This window comes from Bradyrhizobium sp. USDA 336, from assembly GCF_044908355.1.
Lineage (GTDB): Bacteria > Pseudomonadota > Alphaproteobacteria > Rhizobiales > Xanthobacteraceae > Bradyrhizobium > Bradyrhizobium yuanmingense.
Genome location: NZ_JBIYDC010000002.1, coordinates 5855759 through 5882492, shown reverse-complemented (window position 1 = coordinate 5882492; position 26734 = coordinate 5855759). Strand labels below are relative to the sequence as shown.

The following is a 26734-nucleotide window of genomic DNA, read 5'->3' as shown; positions in this document are numbered from 1 at the left end:
CATATATTGCGCCGCAACGCGCAGGGCGCCCGGTCGATATGGCCGGGCTTCCTTTTTGGGCGGAAAGCGCCCCGTTTCCAGTCTTCCAGCGTTGTTTCGAGAAGAGGTCCCGGTCCGACCGGCGAGATCGCGCTTAACCCATTGTTCGACCGCAAAGAAGCTCACTCATGAATCTTCGTAACGTCGCCATCATCGCCCACGTCGACCACGGCAAGACGACCCTGGTCGACAAACTCCTGCAGCAATCCGGCACGTTCCGCGAGAACCAGAAGGTGACCGATCGCGCCATGGACTCCAACGATCTGGAGCGCGAGCGCGGCATCACCATCCTGGCCAAGGCGGCCTCGGTGCAGTGGAAGGACACTCGCGTCAACATCGTCGACACCCCCGGCCACGCCGATTTCGGCGGCGAGGTCGAGCGCATCCTGAACATGGTGGACGGCGCCCTGGTGCTGGTCGACGCCGCCGAAGGCCCGCTGCCGCAGACCAAGTTCGTCGTCTCCAAGGCGCTCAAGGTCGGCCTCAAGCCGATCGTGGTCATCAACAAGGTCGACCGCCCCGACGCGCGTCCGACCGAAGTCATCAACGAGGTGTTCGACCTGTTCGCGGCGCTCGATGCCAGCGAGGAGCAGCTCGATTTCCCGATCCTCTACGGGTCGGCCAAGCAGGGCTGGATGGCGGATAGCCCCGAAGGTCCGCAGGACAAGGGCATGGAGCCGCTGTTCGACCTGATCCTGCGCCACGTCGCCCCGCCGAAGGTCGAGGAAGGTCCGTTCCGCATGATCGGCACCATCCTCGAAGCCAACCCCTATCTCGGCCGCATCATCACCGGCCGCATCTCTTCCGGCACGCTGAAGCCGAACCAGCAGGTCAAGGTGCTGAACGCCGACGGCAAGCTGGTCGAGTCCGGGCGCATCACCAAGATCCTGGCGTTCCGCGGACTCGAGCGCACCCCGCTCGATGAAGCTGAAGCCGGCGACATCGTCGCCATCGCGGGCCTCACCAAGGGCACCGTCGCCGACACCTTCTGCGATCCGACCGTCGAGGTGCCGCTGCCGGCGCAGCCGATCGATCCGCCGACCGTGTCGATGTCGTTCATCGTCAACAACTCCCCGCTCGCCGGCACCGAAGGCGACAAGGTGACGAGCCGCATGATCCGCGACCGTCTCCTGCGCGAAGCCGAGGGCAACGTCGCGCTGCGCGTCGTCGAATCCGCCGACAAGGACGCAATGGAAGTGTCCGGCCGCGGAGAACTCCAGCTCGCGATCCTGATCGAGACCATGCGCCGCGAAGGCTTCGAGCTCTCGGTGTCGCGTCCGCGCGTCGTCTACCAGAAGGACGAAGCGACCGGCGCCACCATGGAGCCGATCGAGGAGGTCGTGATCGACGTCGACGAGGAGCATTCCGGCGTCGTCGTGCAGAAGATGAGCGAGCGCAAGTCCGAGCTGATCGAGATGAAGCCCTCGGGCGGCAATCGCCAGCGCCTGGTGTTCTACGCGCCGACCCGCGGCCTGATCGGCTACCAGGGCGAATTGCTCACCGACACCCGCGGCACCGCGATCATGAACCGCCTGTTCCACGGCTATGCCCCTTACAAGGGCGAGATCCAGGGCCGCCGCAACGGCGTCTTGATCTCCAACGACCAGGGCGAAGCGGTGGCTTACGCCATGTTCAAGCTGGAAGACCGCGGCCCGATGATGATCGAGCCGGGCTGGAAGGTCTATCGCGGCATGATCGTCGGCGAGCACACCCGCGACAACGATCTCGAGATCAACGTGCTCAAGGGCAAGCAGCTCACCAACATCCGCACCACCTCGAAGGACGAGGCGGTGCGCCTGACCCCGCCGATCCGCATGACGCTGGAAAAGGCGCTCGCCTATATCGAGGACGACGAGCTCGTCGAGGTCACCCCGAAGTCGATCCGCCTGCGCAAGAAGCACCTCGACCCGAACGAGCGCAAGCGCGCGGAAAAGGCCAAGGAAGCGGTGGCGTGACTGAGCGAATGGGGAATGGCGAGTAGCTAATAGGGGCGTTTGGCCAGAAGCGGCGTTTCTTATACTCTATTCGCCATTCGCCACTCACTATTCGCTTCTCCATGTCCCTCCCCTCCTCCGTCGACGTTGCGATCATCGGCGCCGGTGCTGCCGGCCTCGGCGCAGCCCATGCGCTGACGGACACCGGCCTCTCCGTGATCGTGCTGGAGGCCCGTGACCGGCTCGGCGGCCGGGCTTGGACGGTGCAGGCCTCACCCGAGGTGACGTTCGACGTCGGCTGCGGCTGGCTGCATTCGGCCGACAAGAACTGCTTCGTGCCGATCGCGCGACAGCTCGGCTTCGAGCTCAACAAGGACCTGCCGCCCTGGCGCGAGCGGGCCTACGGCAATGCCTTTCCGGAAAGCGAGCGCGACGATTTCATGCGCGCGATGGACGCGTTCTATGAGCGTCTGTGGGAAGCAGCGCAAACAGGTAAGTAGGACGAGCCCGCGAGCTCGCATTTGGAGCCGGGCAATCGCTGGAATCCGATGATCGACGCGATCTCGACCTATATCAACGGCTGCGAGCTGAAGGATATGTCGACGCTGGACTGGGACGCCTATGAGGACACCAACTTCAACTGGCGCGTCCGCCGCGGTTATGGCGCGCTGATTGCGGCCTATGGTGCACCCTGCCCGGTGGCGCTGAACTGCAACGTCGCGCTGATCGATCATTCGGACAAGCGCATCCGCATCGAGACGTCGCGGGGCACGCTGACCGCGGACAAGGTGATCGTCACCGTGCCGACCAATCTCATTGCGGAGGAAGCCATCCGCTTCTCGCCCCCGCTCCCCGCAAAGGTGAGCGCAGCGGCCGGCCTGCCGCTCGGTGTCGATGACAAGGTGACGCTGGCGCTTGAGGACGCCGAGACCTTCCCGATAGAGGGGAACCTGCGCGGCGCCACCATGCGCACGGAGATGGGCACCTATCACATCCGCCCGTTCGGCCAGCCCTGCATCGAGGGCTTTTTCGGCGGCAGCTTTGCCCGCGAGCTCGAGGATGCCGGCGCCGGCGCCATCGCCGCCCAAGCCATCAACGAGATCGCGGGTTTTCTCGGCAACGACATCAGGCGCAAGCTGAAGCCGCTGTACGAATCGCGCTGGGCCCGCGATCCGTTCGCGCGGGGGTCGTATTCGCATGCGCTGCCCGGGCACGCGAGGGATCGCGCAGTGCTGGCCGCGCCGGTCGATGGGCGACTGTTTTTTGCGGGAGAGGCGACGTCGCCGAATTTCTTCACGACCGCCCATGGCGCGCGGGATAGCGGAGAACGGGCGGCGGGGGAAGCGCTGGCGGCTCTGGGCAAGCCATAACCCGCAAGCTCCGTCAGTGCGAGCTACTCGATCACCCGCGCCCGCAAATCGGCATCCGGCACGAAGCAGGCGTCATACCTCCCAAAAATGCGATAGCGGTTGCGCGCGACGAGGCTGTAGACCGCGTCCCGCAGCGGCTTCGGCACGGCGAACAGCCCACGCACCCAGCCCCAGCCTGGGAGCTGCGACAGCACCGTCAGCGCAGCATCCGACTTCATGAACACCTCGCCGCCGTGGACAACCGCGTTGGTGTCGGGATCATCGGGGTCGATGCCGAACGTGTGCGCGAGCCGGGCGCCATAATCCGACTGGATCGGCGTGAACCGAAACTGCCTCGCCGTGTCGCGCTTGGCGACGAAGCGGACCCAGCGTGAGCAGAAGATGCAGACGCCGTCGAACAGAATGACGTCGTCGTCAGGCCATTTGGGCATCAGACTCTCTTTTTGACGCGTTTTCTTCACGCGAACCGAAATCCACTTAGCTCGAAAACGCTATCGGTTATCCAGCATCAGAAGCGCGACGACCATCAGCACGATCGCCGGCCCGGTCTTCACCAGCGCGCCAAGCGGCTCGATCCAGAGGTCGGGCGTGAGAATCGCTGCGCCAACCATATAGCCGAGCGAAGCGAAAATACCCGCGACCAAGCCGATCGCAGCCGTCCGGCGGAAGGCGATCAATACACCGATGCTCATGTCCATCAGGCTGGTGCCGATGGTGATGGGATCGACCAACGCGGGCGGAAAGTCGTGCGCGGTCAAGATGCCGGCGGCGGCACCGTAGGACACGAACAAGGCGATAAAGCCCGAGACGACCCAGAACGCGACCAGGCTTGCGAAAATCAGCGCCTTGACCAGGAACAGACGCGCGAACCATTTGTCCTGGATGCTGGCAGGGTGGCGTCCGATTAATTCAGCCAGCCTCCTCGGCGCGATGCCCGTCGCGGCGATCCACGCTGTCGGATCGCCAGTCACGCCGCGACGGAGCTCGGCAATGGCGGTGGAGCGCATCGGTGGCATCCAGCCAAGATAGCTGGCGACATCGCCGAGTTTCGCGCCGAGATCAAGCAGGAAGCGCGGCATCGCGTTGCGTGGCCAACCGGCCGTGCCGAACGCATGGCGAAACGGCTTGATGACGCCGGCCATGGTGACCGGTTCGGCCTGCATCAGGTCCCAGCTCACCGCCCTCAACGAGGCATCGTCAATGTCGCGCGCGGCGAGCCAGGCGATGGTCGCCGTAATATCCTCGATCGCCACGGGCTGAAATGGCGTTGCCATGTCCTTGGCCGGCAAATCGATCGGAAAGGCTGCAAGCGCGCGGAGCAGGGCGCTGCCGCCATAGGCTGACGGTGCGACCACGAAGCCGGGCCGCAGGATGGCATGGGGAATGCTGCTAGCCCCGATCAGGCGCTCGGCCTCGCGTTTGGTCGTAGCGAAGGCGGTGCGGTCCGCCTCCGCGGAGCCGGGGATCGAGATATGCACCAACCGGATTGCGCGGCCGCTGCCGCCGATCGCCTGAAGCAGTCGCGCGACGAAATCGCGATGCACCGCGCTCGTGTTGCTGCCGGGACCATCCTGGAGCACGCCGAGACAGTTCACGACGACGTCTACCGCGTGCTCGCTGAGGAGACGCGTCAGCGCGGCCGTGTCGAGGATGAGGATCGGCAGCTCGATGTCCAGCGCGCTCATCCTCTGCGCCGGCGACAGGCTCCGCGCCACGCCGACGACGCGAAAGCCCCGCGTGCGCAAATCATCGGTGACGAAGCGGCCGATCAGGCCAGAGGCGCCGAGTACGAGAATGGTGCGCTGGTTCATCACGTCTCTCAAAACGGTTTTGCGATCATCAGCCACAGGATCAGCACGGTTGCCCCAAAACCGGGGAAGCCGAACGCGAACCAGCGGCGGAACAGTACGAAATAGCGCTGTGGGAGCGCACTGCGCTGCGCAGCAGCCTTGCGCGCGAGGTCGCGCATTTCGATCTGCATGAACACGACTGGCACCCAGAACAAGCCGGCAATCGCGTAGAGCGCGAGTGAGGCCAGCAGCCAGCCCTCCGTGATCGAGGTCGCCGACAGCATCATCAGCACGCCGCCGCTGACCGGCTGGAGGATCACGGCCGACAGCGTGAAGATCGCATCCGCGATGACCACGACCGAAGCGGTGCGGGCGATGAACTCCGGCTGCTGCGTGCGATGCGCCATCAGCATGAAGAAGGCGATGCCGGTCCCGGTGCCGAGAATGACGATGGCGCCGAGGACGTGAACAAATTTGAACAGGAAATACAGCGTCATGGCTTCTTGGTCGCCACAGGCTTGGGCGGGTTCAGCGCCCGCGCGAGCTCGCCGCTGGCGGCTTTGACGCCGGCTTCGGTTTCGATCATCCAATGGCCTTCGCTGCCGACGGCCGGCAGCGGGCGAAACTCGGCCTTGCCGCTCGTGCCGCGAAACGCATCGACGAGCTTCTGCGAGAATGCTGGCGCGAAATAGCTGTCATTGGGCGCAACAAGCCAAGTGACGGGAATGCGCGCGGTCTTGCCGAATTCCGCTGCGGCGGCGAGCAGGGTGTGCGGCGCGCAGATTCGGTTCGGCTCATCATTGGCATGGCCGCCGCGTCCCGGTGCAAACACGGTGATGGCGGAGATCACCTTCGGATCGGCACCGGCGAGCGCCAGCGCACCCCATCCGCCGGCGGAATGTCCGATCACGATCGCGCCATCCTTGCGGATGAAGTCCTGCTTTTGCAGATGGACCAGCGCCAGCTTGATTGCGTCGGCCGTTGCGCGGCCCGAGCGCGCGTAGTCGGCCTCGTCGCAGCCGCCCTGATCCTCGAGGTAGCGGCCGCCGGTAGCACCATGGCCGGGCCGCTCCGGCACCAGCACCGCAAAGCCGCGCGCGACGAGATAGGCGGCGAGCGGGCGGTATTCCGGCTGCGGCATTTGCGCCCGACGCAGCGTGTTCTGCGTTGAGGCGTGTGCGATCACCGCGAGCCGGAACGGACCTGGGCCCGAGGGGCGAAACAGCAGGGCATGCGCAGCAAGATCGGTATCCGGCGTTGGCACGCGCCATGCCTGCCGACGAAACGGCTCGCCCTCTTCTCCGGTTGGACCGAACCCGACCTGCGCGCACAGAGGCGACGCAGTCAGCAAGGCCAGCAGAGGCAGGAGCGCGATGGTGTTGAGGAGCCGCATGAATTGCCGAGGGCGAACAAGAACAGCGACAGCCACACTAGTAGGAACGAATCAGCATGGGCGGACTTTCTGCGGTGCCCATCGCCGTTCCTTCGTTACCGCAACAGGAGTTTTGCACCGAGGCACGGCCCGCCGGTGCCCTCAGCATTGGGCCCTGTCCTTTTTCGGCACAACATGGCCAAAATACTGATGCAGAAAGTCCACAGGTTAACCGATAATTAACGATAGGTCTTGCCGCCGGCGCGGCGACTTGGTTTGATCGCGTCCATGAGCACAACCCTGATCGAGGTCCGGCCGGCCAAAGCTGCAGATGCAACTGCGGTGGCGTCGACCCATGACGAAGCGTGGCGTTCGGCCTATCAGGGCATCATTCCCGGCGCCGAGCTGGAGAAGCTGATCAACCGCCGCGGTCCGCAATGGTGGGACAGCGCGATCCGCAAGGGCAGCCGTGTCAGCGTGCTGGTGTTCGGTGACAAGATCGCGGGCTATGCCAATTACGGCCGCAACCGAGCCCGCAGCCTGCATTTCGACGGCGAGATCTACGAGCTTTATCTGCGGCCCGAATTTCAGGGCCTCGGCTTCGGCCGCCGCCTGTTTGCCGCCGCCCGCCGCGACCTGATGCAGAGCGGCCTGAAGAGCATGGTGGTGTGGGCGCTCTCGGACAACGACCCCGCTACCGAGTTCTATCGCGCCCTGGGGGGCCGCATGGTGGCGCGCTCGTCGGAGCGTTTCGGACCGAAGGCGCTCGACAAGGTTGCCTTCGCTTGGACCAATTGAGCTGCTGAAACTCTAGCCGGGCAGCGTTCCCATCCGTCGATACCGCAGGCCGCTTGCGCCGGTGATCGCCGGATTCATTATTTCACAAAAACGCGATGGATCAGCGGGCCAAGCCCGCGTATGACAGCGCCAAAATCGCTGCCGGGCGCGATTTATCCTCGGCAACAACGGAGCCTTGAATGCGTATCGATGCGGTCTCGATTGGAAAGAACGTCCCCCACGACGTCAATGTCATCATCGAGGTCCCCGTGGGCGGCGAACCGATCAAGTACGAGATGGACAAGGAGGCAGGCACGCTGGTGGTCGACCGCTTCCTCTACACGCCGATGCGTTACCCCGGTAATTACGGCTTCATCCCGCACACGCTGTCGGATGACGGCGATCCCTGCGACGTGCTGATCATCAACACCCGCGCCATCATCCCCGGCGCCGTCATGAGCGTGCGTCCGGTCGGGGTGCTGTTCATGGAGGACGAAGCCGGCGGCGACGAGAAGATCCTGGCGGTGCCGTCGTCCAAGCTGACGCAGCGCTACGACAAGGTGAAGTCGTATTCCGATTTGCCTGACATCACGCTGCAGCAGATCCAGCACTTCTTCGAGCACTACAAGGATCTCGAAAAGGGCAAGTGGGTGAAGATCCTGCGCTGGGGCGGCCCGGAGGAAGCGCACCAGCTGATCCAAGAAGGCATCGAGCGCGAGAAGAAGAAGAAGGGCTGAGCTTCCGTGCCCCGGACGCAGCGCCCCATGAAACGATGCGCTGCTGAGCTGGGGCCCAGCACAGTGGCGCCATGGGTCCGGCTCGGCGTCGCGTCCGGGACAGGAGAGCTTTCTTACACCGCCGGCTTCGGCAGGCCGGCGATCGCGCAGGCCGCGCGGAGCGTGTTCACCAACAGGCACGCCACCGTCATCTGGCCGACACCGCCCGGCACCGGCGTGATCGCGCCGGCAACGGCAAGCGCTTCCTGATAGGCGACGTCGCCGACGAGACGCGTCTTGCCGTCCTCCTTCGAGATGCGATTGATGCCGACATCGATCACGGTCGCACCCGGCTTCAGCCAGTCGCCGCGCACCATCTCTGGCCGGCCCACCGCCGCATAGACAAGATCCGCTTTCTTCACGAGGCCAGGCAGGTCGCGCGAGCGCGAATGCGCGACCGCCACCGTGGCGTTCTCGTTCAGCAGCAATTGCACGAGCGGGCGGCCGACCAGGTTGGAGCGGCCGATGACGATGGCGTTCATGCCTTCGAGCGAGGCGTGCACGCTTTTGGTCAGGATGATGCAGCCGAGCGGCGTGCAGGGCGACAGCGCCTCGAAGCCGCCGGCGAGCCGGCCGGCATTGTTCGGATGCAGTCCGTCGACGTCCTTGGCGGGATCGATGGCATTGATGACCGCTTCGGTGTTCAACCCCTTCGGCAACGGCAATTGCACGAGAATGCCGTGCACGGCGGGATCGCGGTTGAGCTTTGCCACCAGCGCCAGCAGGTCTGCCTGCGAGACGTCGGCCGGCAGCTTGTGCTCGAACGAGGCCATGCCCGCGGCCTGGGTCTGGGTGTGTTTTGAGCGGACATAGACTTCGCTCGCGGGGTCGTTGCCGACCAGGACCACCGCAAGGCCCGGCACCAGATTGTGCTCGCGCTTGACGCGGGCGACCTCGCTGGCGACGCGGCCACGGAGTTCCGCCGCAATGACTTTTCCATCGATGATATCAGCGGTCATGTCCGTTCTCTCAATCTGTCGGTTTGGCCGATGTGAGCTGGCGCAGGGTTTCGCCGAGACGCGCCGGATCGCCGTCGACCGCGATCTGCTTCAGCCGCGACGTGGCTCCGGATAGCAGCTTTACATTGCTCTTGGGCACGCCGAGCGATTTCGCCAGCAGCGCCAGAACGGCCTTGTTGGCCTCGCCGCCATCGGCAATGGCGCGCACCCGCACCTTGAGCACGCTGCGGCCATCCGAAAGCTGCTCGATCCCGTCGATGTCGTCGCGGCCGCCGCGCGGAGTCACCCGCAGCGCGATGCTGATTCCTGCGGCCGAGTAGCGCCAAGGGTCCTTAGGGCAAGGCTCCTGACAACAAGGCTCCTTGTTGGCAACCAAGGCGCTCCCGCCCGCTTAGACCACGTTCGGATAGATGTAGTACAGGATCACCCGCTCGATGAACATGATGATCAGGATCAGGATGATCGGCGAGATGTCGAGACCGCCGAGGCTGGGCAGGAAATTGCGAATCGGCGCCAGCAGAGGCTCGGTGATCCGATAGAGGAACTCCGCCACCGCCGACACGAACTGGTTACGCGTGTTCACCACGTTGAAGGCGATCAGCCAGGACAGGATCGCGGAGGCGATCAGCAGCCAGACGTAGAGGTCGAGCACGATGATGACGATGTCGAGAACGGCACGCATGGCTTATGAGGCCTCTGGCTTTTGAAAACTCTGGCTCGGTCGGGATTGATGCCCCGTTTGCTAGATATCGGTTCCGTCAGGCCCAAACAAGGGAAGTCGGCACCCTGAGAGCTAAAACCGGGTTACGCCCGTCCTTGACTTGACCTTGGCGGGGACTTAAATGGCGCCCGGTTGTCGGCCGCGTTCACCAGAGCGGCCAGCAAAGGGGCCATAGCTCAGCTGGGAGAGCGCGTCGTTCGCAATGACGAGGTCGGCGGTTCGATCCCGCCTGGCTCCACCAGCCTTCGCTGGCTTCGCCAGCTTCGGCTCGGCAAGCCTTTTCGTAGCGAAGGCTGCCGCGGCGTAGCCCGAAGGGCGAAGCCGGGCTCTCTCGGAATCTCTCCTCCCCTACCTCCCCGTAAACCGCGGCGGCCGCTTCTCCATGAAGCTCGCCACGCCCTCCCGGAAATCACTCCCGTTCAGCGCCACCATCATCTCGCGGTTGGCCTCGATCGTCGCCTCGGCCAGCGTCTGGAACGGCACCTCGTAGAGCTGGCGCTTGATCACGGCCATCGCACTCGGCGAAACGAAATCGGCGAGATCGCGCGCATAGGCATAGGTCTCCTCGCGCAGCTTCTCCGGCGACCAGAGCCGGTTCACCAAGCCCATCCGCAGTGCCTCCTCGCTCGACACGCGCCGCGCCGAGAGCAACAGATCCAGCGCATTGGCGTGGCCGACGATGCGCGGCAGCATCCAGCTGATGCCGTGCTCGGCGATCAGGCCGCGCCGCGCGAAGGCCGTGGTGAACACGGTATTGTCGGCAGCAAAGCGCAGGTCGCAATAGAGTGCATGCACCAGTCCAATGCCAGCCGTCGCGCCGTTGAGCATGGCGATCACAGGCTTCTTGATCGAAGGATAATAGCCGTACCGCGTCTGCCAGTCCGGCCGGCGATTCATATCGAACGGCGGCAGGTTCGAGGCACGCCTGACGTCGTCGGGATCGAGGCCCTTCAGCGCATCCATGTCGGCGCCGGCGCAGAAGGCGCGGCCCGCGCCGGTGAGGACGATGACGCGGACATTGTCGTCGGTGCTCGATGCCTCCATAGCGTGGCGCACGTCGCGCTCCATGACCGGCGTCCATGCATTCATGCGATCGGGGCGGTTGAGCGTGATGGTCGCGATCTTGTCGCTCACCTCATAGAGAATGTGTTCGTAGGCCATGACGCTCTCCCTTGTTTGCCGGCACGCGTTGGCACGCGCTCGTTAGAAGCGAGCCTAGCATACCCAGGGATGGGAGAAGGACTTGCGCGAAGCCGCGATCACTCGGCGGCTTGCGCCAGCATCGGCCGGCGCTCCAGCCAGCCGTCGAGGAAATGATCGAGCCAGGCGCGTTCGGCGACATCGTAGACGGCGCGATCCGCGAAATGATGATGCCGCTGCCGTGCACCGGGCGCGCTGAAGCCGTCGTAACCGCGCGTGGTCCAGCGGCACATCATCGCATAGGTCACATCGGGGTGGAACTGCACGCCGAAAGCATTGCCCGTGCGGAATGCCTGCACCGGGAAATCATCGCCTTCGGCGAGCAAGTCGGCGCCTTCAGGCAGCTCAAAGCCCTCGCGATGCCAGTGATAGACCTGCGCCGGCCAGTGCGGGCAGAGCGCGCGGCCCGCGAGGGTCGGCCTGATCGGGTAGTACCCGATCTGCGTCAGCGCCTGCGCATGCGGCGCGACACGAGCCCCGAGCTGCATCGCCAGCATCTGCGCCCCCAAGCAGATGCCGAGCAACGGGCGCTGCTCGCGGAGCGGAATTTCGATCCAGTCGATCTCGCGGCGAATGTAGTCGTCGGAATCATTGGCGCTCATCGGCCCGCCGAAGATCACGGCACCGGCGTGCTGATCGAGCGTCTCGGGCAGGGGATCGCCGAAGCGGGGACGGCGGATGTCGAGGCGATGGCCGAGTGCGCGCAGCGCATTGCCGACGCGCCCGGGTGTCGAACATTCCTGATGCAGGACGATCAGCACCGGCAGCCGGGTTTCAGCGGCGGCGACGCTCGCCGCCCTCTGTGGGAAGGCGACCACCTCTGCGCCACCAAACCTGTCCGTCCGGAACGACATGGCCTCTGCGAGTGCTATCGGTTCAGACCGCCAGCATAGCTAAGCGATGGTTAACATCGTGTGAGTTTGCGCACACACGCGCACGTCTGGAAGCAAGCTCCGGGCCACTACGGACGTGGGCGGCGGCGTTCAGCGCCGCTGCCGCTGGAACCGGCTAGTGGCGGCCAGGATGAAGCCGCGCGGGAAGAAGCGCAGCGCGAACGGCACAATCTTGTTGCCGAGGCCGGGCAGCACTGCCCGTTTGTTGGCCATCAGAGCGCGATACGCCTCCTGCGCAACCTCGGCAGCTGAGACGTTGAGAAAGGCCGTGTCATGTTGCGAGCCGACGCCGGCGCGGGCCTGGAATTCCGTGGGGACCGGGCCCGGACAAAGCACGGTGACGCGGACGCCGCGGGGCGCAAGCTCCGCCCGCAATGCTTCGGTAAAGGAGATCACATAGGCCTTGGACGCGTAGTAGACGGCCATGCCGGGGCCGGGCAGGAAGCCTGCGACCGAGCCGACATTGAGAAGACCGCCCTTGTTTCGGATGAGCTGATCGGCGAAGCGCAGCGACAGATCCGTCAGGGCCCGGACATTGACATCGACGATGCCGAGCTGCTCGGCGCGATCGCGCTCGATCGCATCGCCGAACACGCCGAAGCCGGCATTGTTGACGAGATGATCGAGCTCGACGCCTTCGGCGGCAAGTGCCGCGGCGATCCTCTCACCGGCATGCGGGTCCTCGAGATCGCAGGCGATCACGATCGGCTTCTTGCCACCCTTGGCGGCGATCTCGTTCGCGAGCGCTTCGAGCCGATCCACCCGTCTCGCCGTCAATGCGAGGCGATGTCCATTGGCGGCAAACACACGCGCCAGCTCCATCCCGATGCCCGCCGAGGCACCGGTGATCAACGTTACCCGCTCAGTCACGATCGAAGTCTCTTGAATTGAACTCTGTGGCCCCGGCAATACCAGAACGAGAGCATAAGCCGTGCGCGGCAGGCAAGCGGCGGCGGCAGCATGGCTGCTTGTGAGAGCGACAGGGGAAGCAGGAAAGCCCGGTATTTGCAGTCGAATCCGCAAAGCGGGGGACCGCCGGGCTTATATTAAAGTTTCGTCATGTGGCTCGCAGGCCAGGCAATCCGCCGGGGACAGGTCCGACGGCGCGATCCTTGACCTGGCCACCAGCACGCTCCGCAACAGCGTGCTTCAGCTCGATCCGGTCGCGCTGGGCAATGCCGAGCAGGTCGGACGCGCGCCAGACCACATTGTCCTCGAACTCGCTGACCTCTCCGTCGGCATAGACCAGTTCCCACATCATCTGCACGATTCGCTTGCGACCCGCTTCATCGAGCGAGCGCATGATGACGCTGGTGAAGTGATAGAGGTCGACGGCCTCGCCTTCGACCTGGGTCGCGTCGGCGATGAGACGGTCGGCGGTGCCGCGGTCGAGCCCGAAATGGTTTTCGATCAGGCTGTGCAGCTTGCGCTGCTCGGCCGCGCTGGGCTGGCCGTCCAGCGAGACCACATGGACCAGCAGCGCGGTCGCGGCCAGCCGGTAATCGCTGTCGCCAAATGCGCGGTCCTGGGCTTGGGGACCGACAATGTCGGCGATGAATTGGCGCAAGCCGTCGAGCATGGGTCCTACCGAGATTGATGACGCCGCAAGGAGCGCGGCCGTTACCAGCATTATATGAGCAGGAAACCCAACCGGCGCAACGTGCGTCAGTTCCGCGCGCGTATTACGTTTCGGCAATCTGGGCGCGCTTTCTGCCGTCATGGCCGGGCTTGACGATGGAGAGTGGGGCGCACGTCCGCTTCCACAACGTCATTGCGAGCGCAGCGAAGCAATCCAGAATCTTTCCGCGGAGGCGGCCCGGATTGCTTCGTCGCAAGGGCTCCTCGCAATGACGGAGCAAGCAGTCGCATCCCCCGCCTCACGGTATCTCGTACACCACCATCTTGTCGGCGATGCCACGGAGCGCGGCCTGCTTCTGGATCGGCTTGATCGCGCGCTGCTCGAGCACTTCGGCAACGGCGGGAGCGTCCAGCACCGGACCGGTGATGTGAATCTCCTGTGCGGTCGAGAGGCTCTGCACGCGCGCGGCGATGTTGACGGTCTGGCCGAAATAATCCTGCCGCTCGTTGAGCATGACCGCGAGGCAGGGGCCTTCGTGGATCCCGATCTTGAGAATGAGGTCGTTGGCGCCGCGCTGCTTGTTCAATTCGTCCATCGCCGCGCGCATCCGCAGTCCCGCGGTAATGGCGTGCTCGGGCCTGACGAAGGTCGCCATCACGGCATCGCCGATCGTTTTCACGACCGCACCCTTCTCGGCGGCGATGATCTCCAGCAGCGCGCGAAAATGCGCCCGCACGAGATCGAAGGCATTGAGATCGCCGACCCGCTCATACAGCGCCGTCGAACCCTTCAGGTCGGTGAACAGGAACGTCAGGGACGTGATCTTCAGTCGCTGGTCGACATTGAGGTTGTCGGCCTTGAAGACGTCGCGGAACGTCTGGTTGGACAGCATGCGCTTGGCGGTCAGGATCGGCTTGCGCTTGCCGATCATCTCGTGCAACGCGTGGTCGGCAATCCAGACCGAGGGCAATACGCGACTGTCCGATTGGTTCTCAAGCATGAGACGCAACGGTCCGGGGCGCATCACGGTGGTCCCCGTCGGCGCCTCCAGCTTGTTGAACATGATCGACAGCTGCTGACGCTCGCTGGTCGGCTCACCCTGAACGTCCAGGAAATGGGCGGAATGGGTGACCGGCTCGAACACGATGATGAACTGGCTCGGCAGATTGAGTGAGAGGATCGCCTTCTCGCCGGCGGGCAATTCGAGGGCTTCGAGCGTTACCTGGTTGATCAGGCGGGAAAAGGATTCGTCGTTGATGTCGACGCCTGAGCTCCAGAACATCTGCCGCACATACTCCCAGATCGGCAACGTGTCGGGATCATGAGCGCCGATGCGGCGGACCCGCGGGCTGACGGTGAAGGCCACTTCGACCATCTCGTCGACGGAGGCCTCGTATCCGGCGGCGCAGAGCGCGCAATTGTAGTCGTCGTGCTTCAACGACTTCAGCGTGGCGTGCGCGCCCAGCACGCCTCCGCAGCCGGGACACAGCACGTTCCAGCTCATGTCGAACAGGCCGAGCCGCGAGGCGTGCAGGAAGCCGGAAATGACCTTCTCCTGGTCGAGCCCGGTCCGGTCGGCAAAATCCAGCGCATTGATCCGGTTGAGATCGCGATCATGACCGTTGGCGATCAGCTGCGCGATGGCCTCCACCACAACGGGGTCGGCGGTCTGCTTCAGAACGGAGAACTGGGCCTGAATGTCGCTCATGGCGGAACTCTATGTAGGCTGGGTCACGCCAGCGGCCAGACGCGAGCCTGTCACCGACGCGTGATGCGGAACAGGGGTGAATGGTCCGGCTGGGTGGTGACGACGCCGAGCGGGATCACGGGGGTCGCGGGGTCGGCAAGCTCGATTCGGAATGCGCCGATCAGCCGCGCAAGCGCCAGCACGGATTCGGCCTGGGCAAACGGTGCGCCAATGCAGACGCGCGGACCTGCGCCGAACGGCAGATAGGCAAAACGGTCCGGCGCCTCCTTCGACATGAAGCGCTTTGGAATAAAAGCGTTCGGCTGATCCCACAGCTTCTCGTGCCGGTGCAAGAGCCAGGGCGCGATCATGATGATGTCGCCCTTGCTGATCTCGACACCGGCCGCATTGTCCTTATCGCGCGCGGCACGCGCGACCAGGAAGGCCGGCGGATAGAGCCGCATGGTTTCGTCGATCACCGCGCGGGTGAATTTCTGGCGATCGATGTCGGCCATGCTGTCGAGATGCTCGCCGCGGGTCTCGGACGCCACCTCCTCCTGCGTATCAGGATCGAGCGCGAGCAGGTAGAGTGCCCAGAACAGCGCCGTTGCCGTGGTCTCATGACCGGCGAGGATCATGGTCGCGACCTCGTCGACCAGCTGCTCGTCGGAGAAGCCCTGGCCCGTCTCGGGATCGCGTGCCTCGTCCATGAGATCGAACAAATCGCGCGGCGGCGCACCGTCCTTCTTGCCCGCCTTACGCCGCTCGGCGATCAGCATGGCCACGAACTCGGTCCAGCGCTTACGGAAACGGGCGCGGGCGAAATCCATCGGGCTCGGCCAGGACACCGGCAGCACCATGTCGAGGAAATAGGGACGTCCCAACCGCGCGGCATATTCCATGATGAAGTTGCGCAGGGTCGCGCCGTGCTGGTCCATGCCGAACGAGAACATCGTGCGCCCGGCGATCTCGAGCGTCATGCGTTGCATGATCGCGCGCAGGTCGACCGGCTCGCCGGTTTGCGCGTCCAGCTTGGCGATGGTCTCGTCGAGCACCGCCGTCATGTGCGGAACGAGGTTTGCGGTCGCGCGCGGCGTGAAGGCCGGCGCTAGCGTGCGGCGCTGAAACGTCCAGGAATGACCTTCCGCGATCAGAAGGCCGTCGCCGAGCACGGGGCGCAGCATGCGGATGCCGGCCGGCGTGCGCGTGTAGTTCTCGTAATTGCTGAGCAGCACGTGCCGGATCGCGTCCGGCTGGTTCAGGATGAAGCTGTTGCGGAAGATGAAGCGGCCCGGGATGACCTCTTCCTCATAGGCGCGTTGCCCCCAGGTCGCGATCATGTTCTGCCTGATGACCGCGAGCCGGGCGTAGAACGACATATTGTCGGGCGCCCGCGGGGGAGCCGGAGGGATGATGGGCCGACGCACGCTGGCGATATTCATGGCTCTCTCCCGCAAGTGGGACGCAGGTAAATAGCTAGTAAGTCAGCTCGGCGATGGCAATCCGGTTCTCGGACGCAGGCCAGGCGCGTGTCACAATCCGTTCTTCGCCGAATTGGGCCACGATGTTACGTCCAACCTCGCTGGCCGGAAGCCGCAGGGTTGCTGCCGCATCCGTGGGCACGCCCGGCTTGACGTCGGCCGGCTCCTTGCCATCGAGCAGCACCACATCGCGCGGCAGGCCGAAATAGCCGCGCGGGCGCGACATGATCACGACGGCGCCAGCGTCCTTGTCGGCAGGCCCGAGCGGCCGCGCGGGCCGCAGATGCACGACCTCTGACGAGCGCGGGAAGGGCGAGCGGTAAATGTGCGTCGTCGGCGCATCCGGCGAGGTCAGCACGAATTCGAGCGACCAGGCGGGATCGACCTGCGCTGGCCCCCAACGGCCATCGGCGCCGGTCTTCGAGCTGTACAGCGCACCACCTTTGCGCTCACCGGTATCAGGATCGACACGGAAGACATCGACGGTTGCACCCGCGACCGGACGATTGGTCGGCACGCCGCCGGGCGTGCCCGTGACGAGGCCGCTCAATCTCACGCTGGTCTCCGGCACGATCGCGATGCGCGCAGGTTCGCGCCCCGCGATGAACTTGTAAATCTCTCGGAACGCGCGCGGGTGGAACGCCACCTCGCGATGGTCGAGCGCGCCGAGCACCATATTGGTGGCGCCCTTCAGCTCCGGCCCTTGGGCGGTGACATTGGTCGGCGTGCCCGGCTTGCCGATGAAGCGGCCATCGGGTTGCGCGAATTTGTCCAGACCGTCGCTGCGCAGCGTGAGGAAAGCGACTCCCGGCGTCACCTCACTCTCGCCCTCGTTCAAGCTGCGCAGGAACCTGCCGCGGCCGTTGAACTCGTTGTTGGGCTGGTCGTCGGTCGCGAACACACCGTGATTGGGCGTACCGCACAGCACGGCATGACTGACATCCCCGGCGCCGCCGTTTCTGATGACATTGCGGATCGCGTAGCCGCCGCGCGAGCTGCCGACCAGAGCCACGCGAGGTGCGCCGGTGCGGCGCTTCAGCTCAGCAATCGCAGCAGCGAGCTCGCGGCGCTGGTCCTCGGTCGAGGAGCGGCCCGCCTGCTCGACCTTGTCGTCGTTGCGCGCCAGGGGATCGGTGAAATTGATCGCCATCATGCGATCCCGTGCAACGCCATTGGACTCCATCCGCCACAAGGTCGTCATCCAGAGCGCGCCGTAATCGCCATTGCCGTGGACGAACAGAATCGGCGGCAGCTCCGTGCCGGGCGCGGCGGCAGGCGGAGTCTGGGCCAGCGCGCCCGTCCGCAAGCTCGCAAGTGCGAAAGGCACGCTCGCAGCCCCTTGCAAGATCGTCCGTCGCGACAGCTTCATCAGTTCCTCCCGGCAAGCCTAGCTCTTTGCACTGCTTATACCGGCCTAAGCACTGGACAGCGAAGGACTTTCGCGGGCATCACTGAATTGGCCGGAATCACCACAACCACTTCTGCCATCCGACATGGAAGGGGATATGACCGAGCAGCCGAACCGCCCGAAAATGGCCGCCGACGGCATCACTGCGCCCCTGCGGTACACCGTGTTCCGGCGGATCTGGCTCGCCAGCCTGCTCTCCAATCTCGGCCTCCTGATCCAGGGCGTGGGTGCGGCCTGGGCGATGACGCAGATGGCGGCCTCGGCAGACAAGGTGGCCCTGGTGCAGACCGCGCTCATGCTGCCGATCATGCTGATCTCGATGCCGGCCGGCGCCATTGCCGACATGTATGACCGTCGCATCGTCAGCGTGATTTCGCTGTCGATCGCGCTGATCGGCGCGAGTGTGCTCACCGTGCTGGCCGGCTTCAACCTGATCACCCCGGAATTGCTGCTCGCCTTCTGCTTCATCGTCGGCAGCGGCAATGCGCTGTTCGGTCCGGCCTGGCAGTCCTCGGTCAGCGAACAAGTGCCGCCCGAGGCATTGGCGTCCGCGGTGGCGCTGAACGGCATCAGCTACAACATCGCGCGCAGCTTCGGCCCGGCGGTCGGCGGCGTCATCGTCGCTGCGCTCGGTGCGGTGGCGGCGTTCGCCTGCAACGCGATTCTCTATCTGCCGCTGCTGGTAGTGCTGCTGCTCTGGCGCCGCAACACCGAGGCGTCGCGCCTGCCGCGGGAGAAGCTCAACCGTGCCATGGTTTCGGGCGTGCGTTACATCACCAATTCGCCGCCGATCAAGATCGTGCTGTTGCGCACGCTGGTGATGGGCCTGATCGGCGGCGCCGTGATGGCGCTGATGCCGCTGGTCGCGCGCGACCTGCTGCATGGCGGCGCGCAGATGTATGGCATCATGCTCGGCGCCTTCGGCATGGGCGCCGTGATCGGCGCGCTCAACATTCACGAACTGCGCAAGCGCATGAGCGGCGAGGCCGCGATCCGCGCCTGCACCATCACGATGGCCTTCGCCATGGCCGCCCTCGCCCTGAGCACGGAGCCGGTGCTGACGGCGGCCGCGCTGGTGCTAGGCGGCGCAGTCTGGATGGCGGCGATCGCGCTATTCAATATCGGCGTGCAGCTCTCGGCCCCCCGCTGGGTCGCTGGTCGCTCGCTCGCAGCCTTCCAGGCCGCGATCGCCGGGGGCATCGCGATTGGCGCCTGGGGCTGGGGCCATCTCACCGACTATGCCGGCGTCGAGATCGCGCTGCTGACGGCAGCCGGCCTGATGCTGATCTCGCCGCTGCTCGGCATCTGGCTTACGATGCCGCGCGTCGGCGCCCGCAACGAGGATGCGGACATGCTGGCCGATCCCGAAGTGAAGCTGTCGCTGACCGGACGCAGCGGGCCCCTCGTGGTCGAGATCGAATATCGCGTCGCGCAAGAGAACGCGCGCGCGTTCCACAACGTGATGCAGGATGTGCAGCTCTCCCGCCAACGCAATGGCGCCTATGGCTGGTCGATCGCGCGCGACATCGCCGACCCCGAGCTGTGGACCGAGCGCTATCACTGCCCGACCTGGCTCGACTATTTGCGTCAGCGCAACCGGGCGACCCAGTCCGAACGCGCGCTGCATCAGCAGGCGATCGATTTCCACATCGGTCCCGAGCCGGTGCGGATCCGCCGCATGCTGGAGCGCCCATTCGGTTCGGTGCGCTGGAAGGACGATACGCCGGACCGCGCCAACAGCGAGGTGCTGCCGGTGGTCGCGACCGCGGCGGGAAGCAGTACGTAGGTCTTTCGTCATTCCGGGGCGCGCGAAGCGCGAGCCCGGAATCCATTTCTCTCAGGAGTTTGCCGCCCGATGGATTCCGGGCTCTCGCCTAACGGCGCGCCCCGGAATGACGATCACTGCCCATGATCCGTCAGCACCTTGTCGCAGCCCTTACTGAGGCGGGTGCGGTTCTGCTTCAGGCAGGCGAGCACGGCACCGTCGCCATTGTTCATTACGGGACGGCAGAAGCGCGTTACGTCGCGCGCGCAGGCATCATGGCCGGGCTGCTGTTGCGCGGAGGCGCTCGATGCGCACAGGAGCAAGTAAATAACGAAAAGCAGTCTGGTCATTGCGCAATTGCCTCTTACCCGGAAAGACGCGGGCGAAGCTAGTGCGACGATCCCGCACCTGCAACGGCTTTGTTGACTAGCTGCAGCGCGCCGCCGCCATCACCCCGGCTTCATGCCGGGGGACATGGCGAGGGGAGCTGCCGGCGCAACCGCCGGCGTCTTGATTACTGTGTGTCCTGAGCGTCAGCGACCTTGCGCGAAGCGCCCTTGGCGAGGGTCTTGTCCATCACCGCGCGGCAGCCGGCGCTGAGGTCCGAGCGATGCTTGATCATGCACGCGGTGATCTTCGGGATATTGGGGATCTCGGCCGAGCAGAGACGGAAGGCATCGCCCGTGCACATCTGCTGCGCCTCGGCCGAGAAGGCGAAGCTCGCGCCCGTCGAAGCGATCGAGACGATGGCGGCAAAACCCAGGGCCAGGCTGGTGTCGCGGATCTTGCCGGTAAACGACTTGGTCATTTGAAGCTCCCATTGGCGCCGCCACAGCGGGGCCCGTTGTCGATGGGAGCTACGATGCTCCGGCAAAACCGTTTCCACTGTGATGACGCTCACGGGAGACCCGTCCTCTGTGATCTCAGTCACTCAGACGCAGCCCACTGAAATTCCTTCGCAACCGCTGTCGTGTTGGTGTCACGTTAACTCTTACTTCGCATTAATGGCTCGTCGCGCGGGAAATTCCGCCGGTTTGGTTGCGTAATTGGAAAGAGTAGCGATGCGTAATGCGTTGGGCCTGATGCTGGCCAGTGTAGTTGCGGCGGTCGTGATCGCCGCCGGCGGTTGGTTTTATTATTCCGCGCGCGCCGACCAGGGCGCTCCCAAGACAGTTGCCGCCCGTGCCGCCGACCCATTGCCGGCACAGGCGAAGCTCGCCGCCAAGGACGACGTCGAGACCACCGCGGCCGTCGCGGCCAAGCCGGCCGCTGCAGCTCCAGCACCTGCCCCCGTGCCGGTCATGCCGATGCAGCCGAAGCAGGCCTGCGCCAATCCGAACGCGCTGGGCGTGTCCCGCGTCGTCGAGATCGACACGACGGGCGGCCCCGGCTTCGGCTTCGAGCATTTCAAGCAGTTCGACTTCCTGACCGAGAAGGAGGTCGTGCTGACCTTCGACGACGGTCCGTGGCCGGTCAACACGCCTACGGTGCTGAAGGCGCTCGCGGACGAATGCACCAAGGGCCTATTCTTCTCGGTCGGCAAGCACGCGACCTACCATCCGGAGATCCTGAAGCAGGTGCTGGCCCAGGGCCACACGGTGGGCACGCACACCTGGTCGCATGTCAATCTGAACAGCAAGAAGTTGACCGAGCAGCAGGTCAAGGACGAGGTCGAGAAGGGCTTCAGCGCGGTGAAATTCGCGCTCGGCACCAATCCGGCGCCGTTCTTCCGCTTTCCGCAGCTTCAGCATAATCCGGCGATGGTGAGCTATTTCGGCACCCGCAACGTCGCGATGTTCTCGACCGAAATCGACTCCTTCGACTTCAGGAAGGGCGCGACGCCGGAGAAGATCGTCGAGACCGTGATGACGAGGCTGGACAAGCTCGGCAAAGGCATCATCCTGATGCACGACTTCCAGAAGAACACGGGCCTCGCCCTGCCGACGCTGCTCGCGCGGCTGAAGGCCGGCGGTTACAAGGTCGTGCAGATGAAGGCCAAGACGAGCCTCCAGACGCTGCCGGAATATGACGAGGCGCTGATGAAGGACATGAAGGTGCCGACCGCAGGCACCAACACGCGCCCGATCGCGAGCGTGGTGCAAACAATTTCGCAGTAACCGCGCTAAATCCAAACTTTTGCGTCATGGCCGGGCTTGTCCCGGCCATCCACGTTTCTGAGTCAGGCGCGAAGACGTGGATGCCCGGGCCTTCGCCGCGCCGAAGCGGCTTCGGCCGCGCAGGCGGGTCAAGCCCGGGCATGACGGCGAGATCGGGGTACTGGTCTGCGGCCTACCAATAGATGCCGTGGCGATGCAGTTCGCTGATGATGCGGCGCTCGGTCCAGCTGCGCTTGGGCTTCGGCTTGTCTGACCTTGCTGCGCTCTTAGATGCGGGCTTGGCCGTCATGACCGGCGCGGCCGTCGTAGGTGCGGTCGCCGTCGGAGCGCTCACCGCAGCCGGCGCGGAGAGCGACACCGCCGGCGGACGATCGGAATATTTCGGAGCCTCGGTGGCCGGCGCGGCTTCGCTCACGTGCGTGGTCACGGTGCTCGCCGATGTCGCAGTTTGCGGAGTGGAGGTCTGTTCGTCTGCCGCGGCGAGCGACAGGCCGCGGGAGCCGCCTGCCTGGGCGGAGGCAGAAGCCAGGAGCATGGCGGCAATCAGAATGATCTTGCGCATGTGAGGTCTCCCCGTGTTGGCGTGACGGACGGTAGGGGAGCCATGGCTGCGATTATGTGATCGCGATCACGCAGCTGAGCGAGCCTGATGCCTGGTCGATCGGAGGCGCTTGGGGATCGGATGAACCGGGGCGCTGGTGCCGCAAGAGGGATTCGAACCCCCGACCCCGTCATTACGAATGACGTGCTCTACCGACTGAGCTATTGCGGCGAACCTGCCGGGACCAAAGCAATGCCGGCCCCGATACGCGCGCCCCTGATATCGGGCATGGCCCGAATTGGCAAGGACAAGCGGGAGGCGAAATACCGCTCACGCGCCCCAGCGGGACCAGAATCCGCGCCAGCCGCCCGCCTGGGCTTTGGGCGTGCCGATTTGTTCCGTAAATTCGTCGCTTGGGCCGTCGTCGTCGATCCCGGGATCGTCCGGTGCGCGGACGATCGGGATGACGGTCTGGGTCGGCGCCGAGGTGGGCTTACTGAGGTCGGCGCGGGTCCGGAAGACCGGCGTCGGCGCCGGCGGCGATGATTCGGCGGGCGCCGGAGCCGGATTCGCCGGCTCGGCGGGCGTGACGACCGGCTCGTCGACCTTCGCAGTTTGCTCCCCAGTCTCCTTGGCCACTTCCTTGGTAGCCTCCTTCGCGGCGTCCTTGGCCTGAGGGGGTGAATTGTCCTGCGCGGCCGGTGCCGGCAGCGGGGCCACCTCCGGCGGTTCCACCGCGGCTTCGCTGGGAGCGGCGGTCACCCGCTTCGGCGGCGGAGCGGCCAGCATGGCTTCCTCGAAGGCCGAGGATTCGAGCGTGGGGCCCTTGTCCGAGGGCAGGCTCGCGACCGGCGCCTGCCACTGGAACGCATCGAGGCGGCCGGTGACCGGGGAGACCGGACGCCAGCGGTCGCTGACATAGCCGTCCGCGGTCCAGGCGGGATCGAGCCGGGCGCGCACCGCGCGCAAGGTCCAGGCGCGGGCGCGGCCGCCGTCACCATGCTCGGTGCGCTCGATCTCAGCCATCAGCAGCGCGACGCGCTGGGTCGGATCCTTGAGATAAGGCGCGAGCACCTCGCGTGCGCGGGCGAACTCCGAGGCCTCGATCGCAGCACGCGCGATCGCGAGCTGCCCTTCGACATAACCGGGCTTGTCGGCGGGGGTCTTCGCGGCGAGAGTTTCCACCCGCTGCAAGCGGTGCCATGCGGAATCGCCGAGCTTCACATGCGCATAGGCATCCGCGAGATCGGGATGCGGATTGGCGAGCCAGGCGGCTTCGACCATCTTCATGGCGCGGCGCACCTGATGCGCCTCGCTCTCGAATTTTGCCGCGAGCACGGCCGCCGGCACCAGGGTCGGCGCGAGCTTGACCGCCTCCATCACGCTCTCGCGCGCGACGTCGCGGTCCATCGTTTCCAGCTCCAGCGCACGCGCGGCGAGCAGCACGCCGCGCTGCCGGCGATAGGTCGGCTTGTCGATCAGGCCCGCGGACAGATTCGAATCGAGGATCGCGAGCGCGCCGCTCCAGTCGCCGCGCGCGCAGCGGAAGCCGAGCACCGCGTGCGAGGCCCAGGTCGCGGACGGCGACAGCTTGATCGCTTCCTCCGCGATCATCACGGCGCCGACCGCATCATCGGCGCGCTGCGCCTCGATGAAGAGACCGCGCAGGCCGAGCAGCCGCATATCCTCGCGTTCGGCCATGGCGCGGAAGACGCGCTGCGCCTCGTTGCGATTGCCTTCGAGCTGCGCCGACTGCGCGTGCAGCAGCAGCGCGAGCGGATCGTTCGGTGCATGCCGCCGCGCCGCCTCGGCGTGCCGGCGCGCGAGCGCGGAATCGCCGTGGCCGATCGCGAGCAGGCCATGGGTGATGGCATGACGGCCGCGGGCATGGCGCTTGTCATGACGGCGTCGGCGCAAGCGCCCTGGCATGCGCCAGATCATCGTCAGGATGCTCCAGACCAGCACGACGGAAGCGGCGAAGAGGCCGAGCAAGAACACGAACCTCGGCAGCGTCGTCGAGATGCGGAAGCTGCCCGCGGTCAGGACGAGATCGCCGGGCTGGTCGGCGACCCAGGCCGCGCCGGCCGCCGCCAGTGCGATCAAGACGAGAAAGAGGACGATGCGAAGCATGGTCGATCCCTATACGCGCCGATTGTTGCGCGAATCTTATTGAGTAGATTTGGCGAGATCCGCCATGGCATCGTCGGCGAATTTGCGGGACGCGGCGAGCGCGGCGTCGCGGGCGTCGGCTTTGTCGAGCCAGGCCTGCGCCGGGGCGCGATCAGCCTCGGGCAGCGTCTTCAGCTCGCGCCGCGCTTCGGCGAAATCGCTGCGGAGCGCCGCCGCCGTGACGCGCGTCACGATAGCGCCGCGATCGTTGCCGACGCCATCGGTGCGCTCGATCCGCACGAGCTTCGACGCGCCCGCCTGGAGCCGCTCGACAATGCCGGCCTCGCTCGACGGAGCTTCAGCCGGCGGCGACAGCTTCGGCACGATATTGAGGAGCTCGCGGCTCAGCGCCGCCGATGTCGGGATGCCGGACGATGCAAACGCCTCGAGCGGCTTCAGCATATCGGGCTTGGTCGCCAGCGACCGCGCCGCCGCCAATTGCGATTGATAGGGATCGCCGTGGCGAACGGCAACGTCGAGCAGGGACGCCGCCACCACGTAGCGGAGCGGCTTGTCGTCCATCGTCTTGGCCTCGGCGATCTTCTCGCCCTGCTGCGCGAGCTCGGCCCGCTCGGTCTTGCTCGCGCGCTCGAGCTGAGCGATGCGGTCGGTGAGCGCGGCAAGATCGGGCGCGGCACTCGGGGCTGCGGATTTCGCATCGTTCAGCGCGCTCGCCGTCTTGTCGAACTGTGCGCGCAAATTGGCGATGTCGCCGCGCAGTGCGCTCGCCGCTTTCTCCAACGCGTCGATCCGCGCGACTTGGGCCGGATCAGCCGCGGGCCTCGCCGCTCTGGCTTCGACCGCGGCAACGCGTCCGCTCAGCGCATCGACGGTCGCACTGGTGACCTGCGGCGCGGCCGGCGGGGCCTGCACCGCGGGCCAGCCCAGCATCCAGCCGACTGCGATCACGACCGCAGCCGCGGCAACGCCGGAGAACGGCGCAATGATCCAGGGGGAAATCGGCGCCGATACAGGCGCCGCCGCGGAGGCCTGCTGCTCTGCCGATTCGGACTGAGGCTCGGCCTTGACCTGTTCCGAGCCGGGCTCTTCCACCCTGGCCGGCTCCTGCGCGACGTGCTCGGATGCCTCGGGCTCGCCCGCGACCTGCTGCGGCTGGGTCGAGACTTCCGTCGCCTCGAGGTCGATGGTGGGCGGGGTGCGCTTGGCACGACCCGGATCGGGCGCCAATCCAGCGTCTTCAGGCTTGTCGTCGGCCATCGTGACGGTTCCTCACACTTCCATACCAGGGATGGATTAGATTGCGTCGGATTCGGCCCGACCTTTACGCCAAACGGGTCCGCAACGCACGCTCCAAGGTGTCGAATAAGGCAGTTTCGTCCGGCGTTGCGGCCACCAGAACCTGTGACGCGCCGGCATCGCGCAGCACGCCCGCAACGGTCTCGGACAGGCAGCAATGCGGGATCGCTAGCGCCGAAATTTCGACACCTTCGTCCCGCGCCGCATCTAGGAACGCACGTGCGCTACGCCGGGAGTAGTGCAGCACCGCCTCGATCCCGTAGGCGGCAAAGCCCTCGCACACCTCGCGCGGCAGATGCTTCACCGGCGCCATGCGGTAGGTCGTCTGCGTCACCACGCGGAAACCTCCCGCGCCGAGCTCGCCGCCGAGGTCGCGCGACAGATCCGCGCCGGCGAGATACAGCAGCGTGCTGTTTTTCTTCAGCACCTTGTCGCACGCGCTCTGCATCACCTTGTCGCGCAAGGACGCTGCGTCGCCCCCGGCGACGATCACCTCGGCAAAACCAGCCTTTCGCGCCGCTGAAGCCGTATGTTCGCCGACCGCGTACAATGGTAGCTCCAGCAGACCGAGGTCCGGCAATTGCGGCGCTATGGCGCGAATCGCGTTGGCCGAGGTGACGAGAACGGCATCATAAGAAACTTCGCTCTCGCCTTGGAAGGCGACCGGCTCGAGCTTGAGTGCCGGCGCAAGCAGTACCGCATGCCCGCGCGTGCGCAGATTGTCCGCCGTCGCCGCATTGTCGGGATGCGGCCGTGTGACAAGAATGGACATCGCTGCTGTTCCCGGACCATTTGGCGGTGACGCATTGACCAGAACGGCTGCGCGTGACGATTGCGCAAGCCGACCCCGGGATGCTACCGGACGTACCAGAACTCTGCTTTATGGATGAGCGCAAGGG

The 26734-nt window shown here is 65.4% G+C and carries 25 protein-coding genes, 2 tRNA genes and 1 pseudogene; 7 read left to right on the top strand and 21 right to left on the bottom strand.

Annotated features, from left to right (window positions below):
- Positions 1-167 precede the first annotated feature (167 nt).
- Together typA and ABIA45_RS28585 are read left to right on the top strand one after the other, a co-directional pair.
- Positions 168-1994 (top strand): translational GTPase TypA, encoded by a 1827-nt coding sequence (gene typA, locus ABIA45_RS28590; RefSeq protein ID WP_036002847.1) that lies wholly within the window; start codon positions 168-170, stop codon positions 1992-1994.
- Between the two features lie 101 nt (positions 1995-2095).
- A pseudogene (locus tag ABIA45_RS28585) lies at positions 2096-3343 on the top strand (flavin monoamine oxidase family protein).
- A 23-nt stretch (positions 3344-3366) separates the two neighbouring features.
- Here ABIA45_RS28585 and ABIA45_RS28580 read toward each other — a convergent pair.
- Genes ABIA45_RS28580 through ABIA45_RS28565 form a run of 4 tightly spaced genes read right to left on the bottom strand, consistent with a single transcriptional unit; the run spans position 3367 to position 6526 of the window.
- Entirely contained in the window at positions 3367-3774 is a 408-nt protein-coding gene (locus ABIA45_RS28580) for a thiol-disulfide oxidoreductase DCC family protein (protein WP_275500322.1), read from the bottom strand.
- Positions 3775-3834: 60 nt separating this feature from the next.
- Positions 3835-5154: an SDR family oxidoreductase gene (locus tag ABIA45_RS28575; protein ID WP_271543134.1), complete on the bottom strand. Its 1320-nt coding sequence runs from the start codon at positions 5152-5154 to the stop codon at positions 3835-3837.
- Between the two features lie 8 nt (positions 5155-5162).
- Complete coding sequence (locus tag ABIA45_RS28570) at positions 5163-5630, bottom strand: DUF2269 domain-containing protein (protein WP_271543136.1); 468 nt, start codon at positions 5628-5630, stop codon at positions 5163-5165.
- A complete protein-coding gene (locus ABIA45_RS28565; RefSeq protein WP_271543138.1) occupies positions 5627-6526 on the bottom strand; it encodes a S9 family peptidase in 900 nt (299 codons plus the stop codon). The genes ABIA45_RS28570 and ABIA45_RS28565 overlap by 4 nt, the downstream gene beginning before the upstream one ends.
- A gap of 267 nt (positions 6527-6793) precedes the next feature.
- Between ABIA45_RS28565 and ABIA45_RS28560 the strand changes: the two genes are divergently transcribed.
- Entirely contained in the window at positions 6794-7303 is a 510-nt protein-coding gene (locus tag ABIA45_RS28560) for a GNAT family N-acetyltransferase (RefSeq protein ID WP_024338772.1), read from the top strand.
- A gap of 179 nt (positions 7304-7482) precedes the next feature.
- Positions 7483-8019, top strand: a complete 537-nt coding sequence (gene ppa, locus ABIA45_RS28555; RefSeq protein ID WP_036002867.1) for an inorganic diphosphatase — start codon at positions 7483-7485, stop codon at positions 8017-8019.
- 113 nt (positions 8020-8132) lie between these two features.
- On the opposite strand, the gene folD is transcribed toward ppa, so the two are convergent.
- The 3 genes from folD to ABIA45_RS28540 are packed head-to-tail and all read right to left on the bottom strand — an operon-like array spanning position 8133 to position 9699.
- The gene (folD, locus tag ABIA45_RS28550; RefSeq protein ID WP_404545049.1) at positions 8133-9017 is read right to left on the bottom strand and encodes a bifunctional methylenetetrahydrofolate dehydrogenase/methenyltetrahydrofolate cyclohydrolase FolD; all 885 of its coding nucleotides are present in this window, start codon (positions 9015-9017) and stop codon (positions 8133-8135) included.
- Between the two features lie 10 nt (positions 9018-9027).
- A complete protein-coding gene (locus ABIA45_RS28545) occupies positions 9028-9393 on the bottom strand; it encodes a DUF167 domain-containing protein (protein WP_051056859.1) in 366 nt (121 codons plus the stop codon).
- Between the two features lie 15 nt (positions 9394-9408).
- Positions 9409-9699 (bottom strand): YggT family protein, encoded by a 291-nt coding sequence (locus ABIA45_RS28540; RefSeq protein ID WP_036002872.1) that lies wholly within the window; start codon positions 9697-9699, stop codon positions 9409-9411.
- A gap of 204 nt (positions 9700-9903) precedes the next feature.
- On the opposite strand from ABIA45_RS28540, the gene ABIA45_RS28535 reads away from it, so the two are divergent.
- Positions 9904-9979: transfer RNA gene (locus ABIA45_RS28535), tRNA-Ala, on the top strand.
- A 107-nt stretch (positions 9980-10086) separates the two neighbouring features.
- Here the strand turns inward: ABIA45_RS28535 and ABIA45_RS28530 are convergent.
- The 7 genes from ABIA45_RS28530 to ABIA45_RS28500 form a co-directional block, all read right to left on the bottom strand.
- Positions 10087-10899: an enoyl-CoA hydratase gene (locus ABIA45_RS28530; protein WP_271543147.1), complete on the bottom strand. Its 813-nt coding sequence runs from the start codon at positions 10897-10899 to the stop codon at positions 10087-10089.
- A gap of 98 nt (positions 10900-10997) precedes the next feature.
- The gene (locus ABIA45_RS28525; RefSeq protein ID WP_271543149.1) at positions 10998-11792 is read right to left on the bottom strand and encodes a glutamine amidotransferase; all 795 of its coding nucleotides are present in this window, start codon (positions 11790-11792) and stop codon (positions 10998-11000) included.
- Positions 11793-11921: 129 nt separating this feature from the next.
- Positions 11922-12701 carry an SDR family oxidoreductase gene (locus ABIA45_RS28520; RefSeq protein ID WP_271543151.1) on the bottom strand — a complete coding sequence of 260 codons (780 nt, stop codon included), beginning with the start codon at positions 12699-12701 and terminating at the stop codon, positions 11922-11924.
- Positions 12702-12888: 187 nt separating this feature from the next.
- The gene (locus ABIA45_RS28515) at positions 12889-13410 is read right to left on the bottom strand and encodes a TerB family tellurite resistance protein (RefSeq protein WP_271543153.1); all 522 of its coding nucleotides are present in this window, start codon (positions 13408-13410) and stop codon (positions 12889-12891) included.
- A gap of 298 nt (positions 13411-13708) precedes the next feature.
- Positions 13709-15118: an adenylate/guanylate cyclase domain-containing protein gene (locus tag ABIA45_RS28510; RefSeq protein WP_036038810.1), complete on the bottom strand. Its 1410-nt coding sequence runs from the start codon at positions 15116-15118 to the stop codon at positions 13709-13711.
- A gap of 50 nt (positions 15119-15168) precedes the next feature.
- Complete coding sequence (locus ABIA45_RS28505; protein ID WP_404545046.1) at positions 15169-16539, bottom strand: cytochrome P450; 1371 nt, start codon at positions 16537-16539, stop codon at positions 15169-15171.
- 34 nt (positions 16540-16573) lie between these two features.
- Positions 16574-17947, bottom strand: coding sequence for a hydrolase (locus ABIA45_RS28500; protein ID WP_404545044.1), 1374 nt, complete (start codon positions 17945-17947; stop codon positions 16574-16576).
- A 136-nt stretch (positions 17948-18083) separates the two neighbouring features.
- Between ABIA45_RS28500 and ABIA45_RS28495 the strand changes: the two genes are divergently transcribed.
- Entirely contained in the window at positions 18084-19772 is a 1689-nt protein-coding gene (locus ABIA45_RS28495) for an MFS transporter (protein ID WP_271543161.1), read from the top strand.
- A gap of 113 nt (positions 19773-19885) precedes the next feature.
- On the opposite strand, the gene ABIA45_RS28490 is transcribed toward ABIA45_RS28495, so the two are convergent.
- A complete protein-coding gene (locus ABIA45_RS28490) occupies positions 19886-20101 on the bottom strand; it encodes a hypothetical protein (RefSeq protein WP_404545042.1) in 216 nt (71 codons plus the stop codon).
- Between the two features lie 164 nt (positions 20102-20265).
- Positions 20266-20559 (bottom strand): hypothetical protein, encoded by a 294-nt coding sequence (locus ABIA45_RS28485; protein WP_036038816.1) that lies wholly within the window; start codon positions 20557-20559, stop codon positions 20266-20268.
- Positions 20560-20812: 253 nt separating this feature from the next.
- Here ABIA45_RS28485 and ABIA45_RS28480 point away from each other — a divergent pair, with 253 nt between their 5' ends.
- On the top strand, positions 20813-21868 hold the full coding sequence (locus ABIA45_RS28480) for a polysaccharide deacetylase family protein (protein ID WP_404545040.1): 1056 nt from the start codon (positions 20813-20815) through the stop codon (positions 21866-21868).
- A 172-nt stretch (positions 21869-22040) separates the two neighbouring features.
- Here ABIA45_RS28480 and ABIA45_RS28475 read toward each other — a convergent pair whose 3' ends face one another.
- The 5 genes from ABIA45_RS28475 to ABIA45_RS28455 all read right to left on the bottom strand — a co-directional run bounded on the left by ABIA45_RS28475 (position 22041) and on the right by ABIA45_RS28455 (position 26607).
- Positions 22041-22430, bottom strand: a complete 390-nt coding sequence (locus tag ABIA45_RS28475) for a hypothetical protein (protein ID WP_157285113.1) — start codon at positions 22428-22430, stop codon at positions 22041-22043.
- 134 nt (positions 22431-22564) lie between these two features.
- Positions 22565-22640 (bottom strand) — tRNA-Thr (locus ABIA45_RS28470).
- A gap of 99 nt (positions 22641-22739) precedes the next feature.
- Entirely contained in the window at positions 22740-24539 is a 1800-nt protein-coding gene (locus tag ABIA45_RS28465; RefSeq protein WP_404654489.1) for a heme biosynthesis HemY N-terminal domain-containing protein, read from the bottom strand.
- Positions 24540-24575: 36 nt separating this feature from the next.
- On the bottom strand, positions 24576-25796 hold the full coding sequence (locus tag ABIA45_RS28460; RefSeq protein WP_404545034.1) for a COG4223 family protein: 1221 nt from the start codon (positions 25794-25796) through the stop codon (positions 24576-24578).
- 64 nt (positions 25797-25860) lie between these two features.
- Positions 25861-26607 carry a uroporphyrinogen-III synthase gene (locus ABIA45_RS28455; protein WP_404545032.1) on the bottom strand — a complete coding sequence of 249 codons (747 nt, stop codon included), beginning with the start codon at positions 26605-26607 and terminating at the stop codon, positions 25861-25863.
- Positions 26608-26734 lie beyond the last annotated feature (127 nt).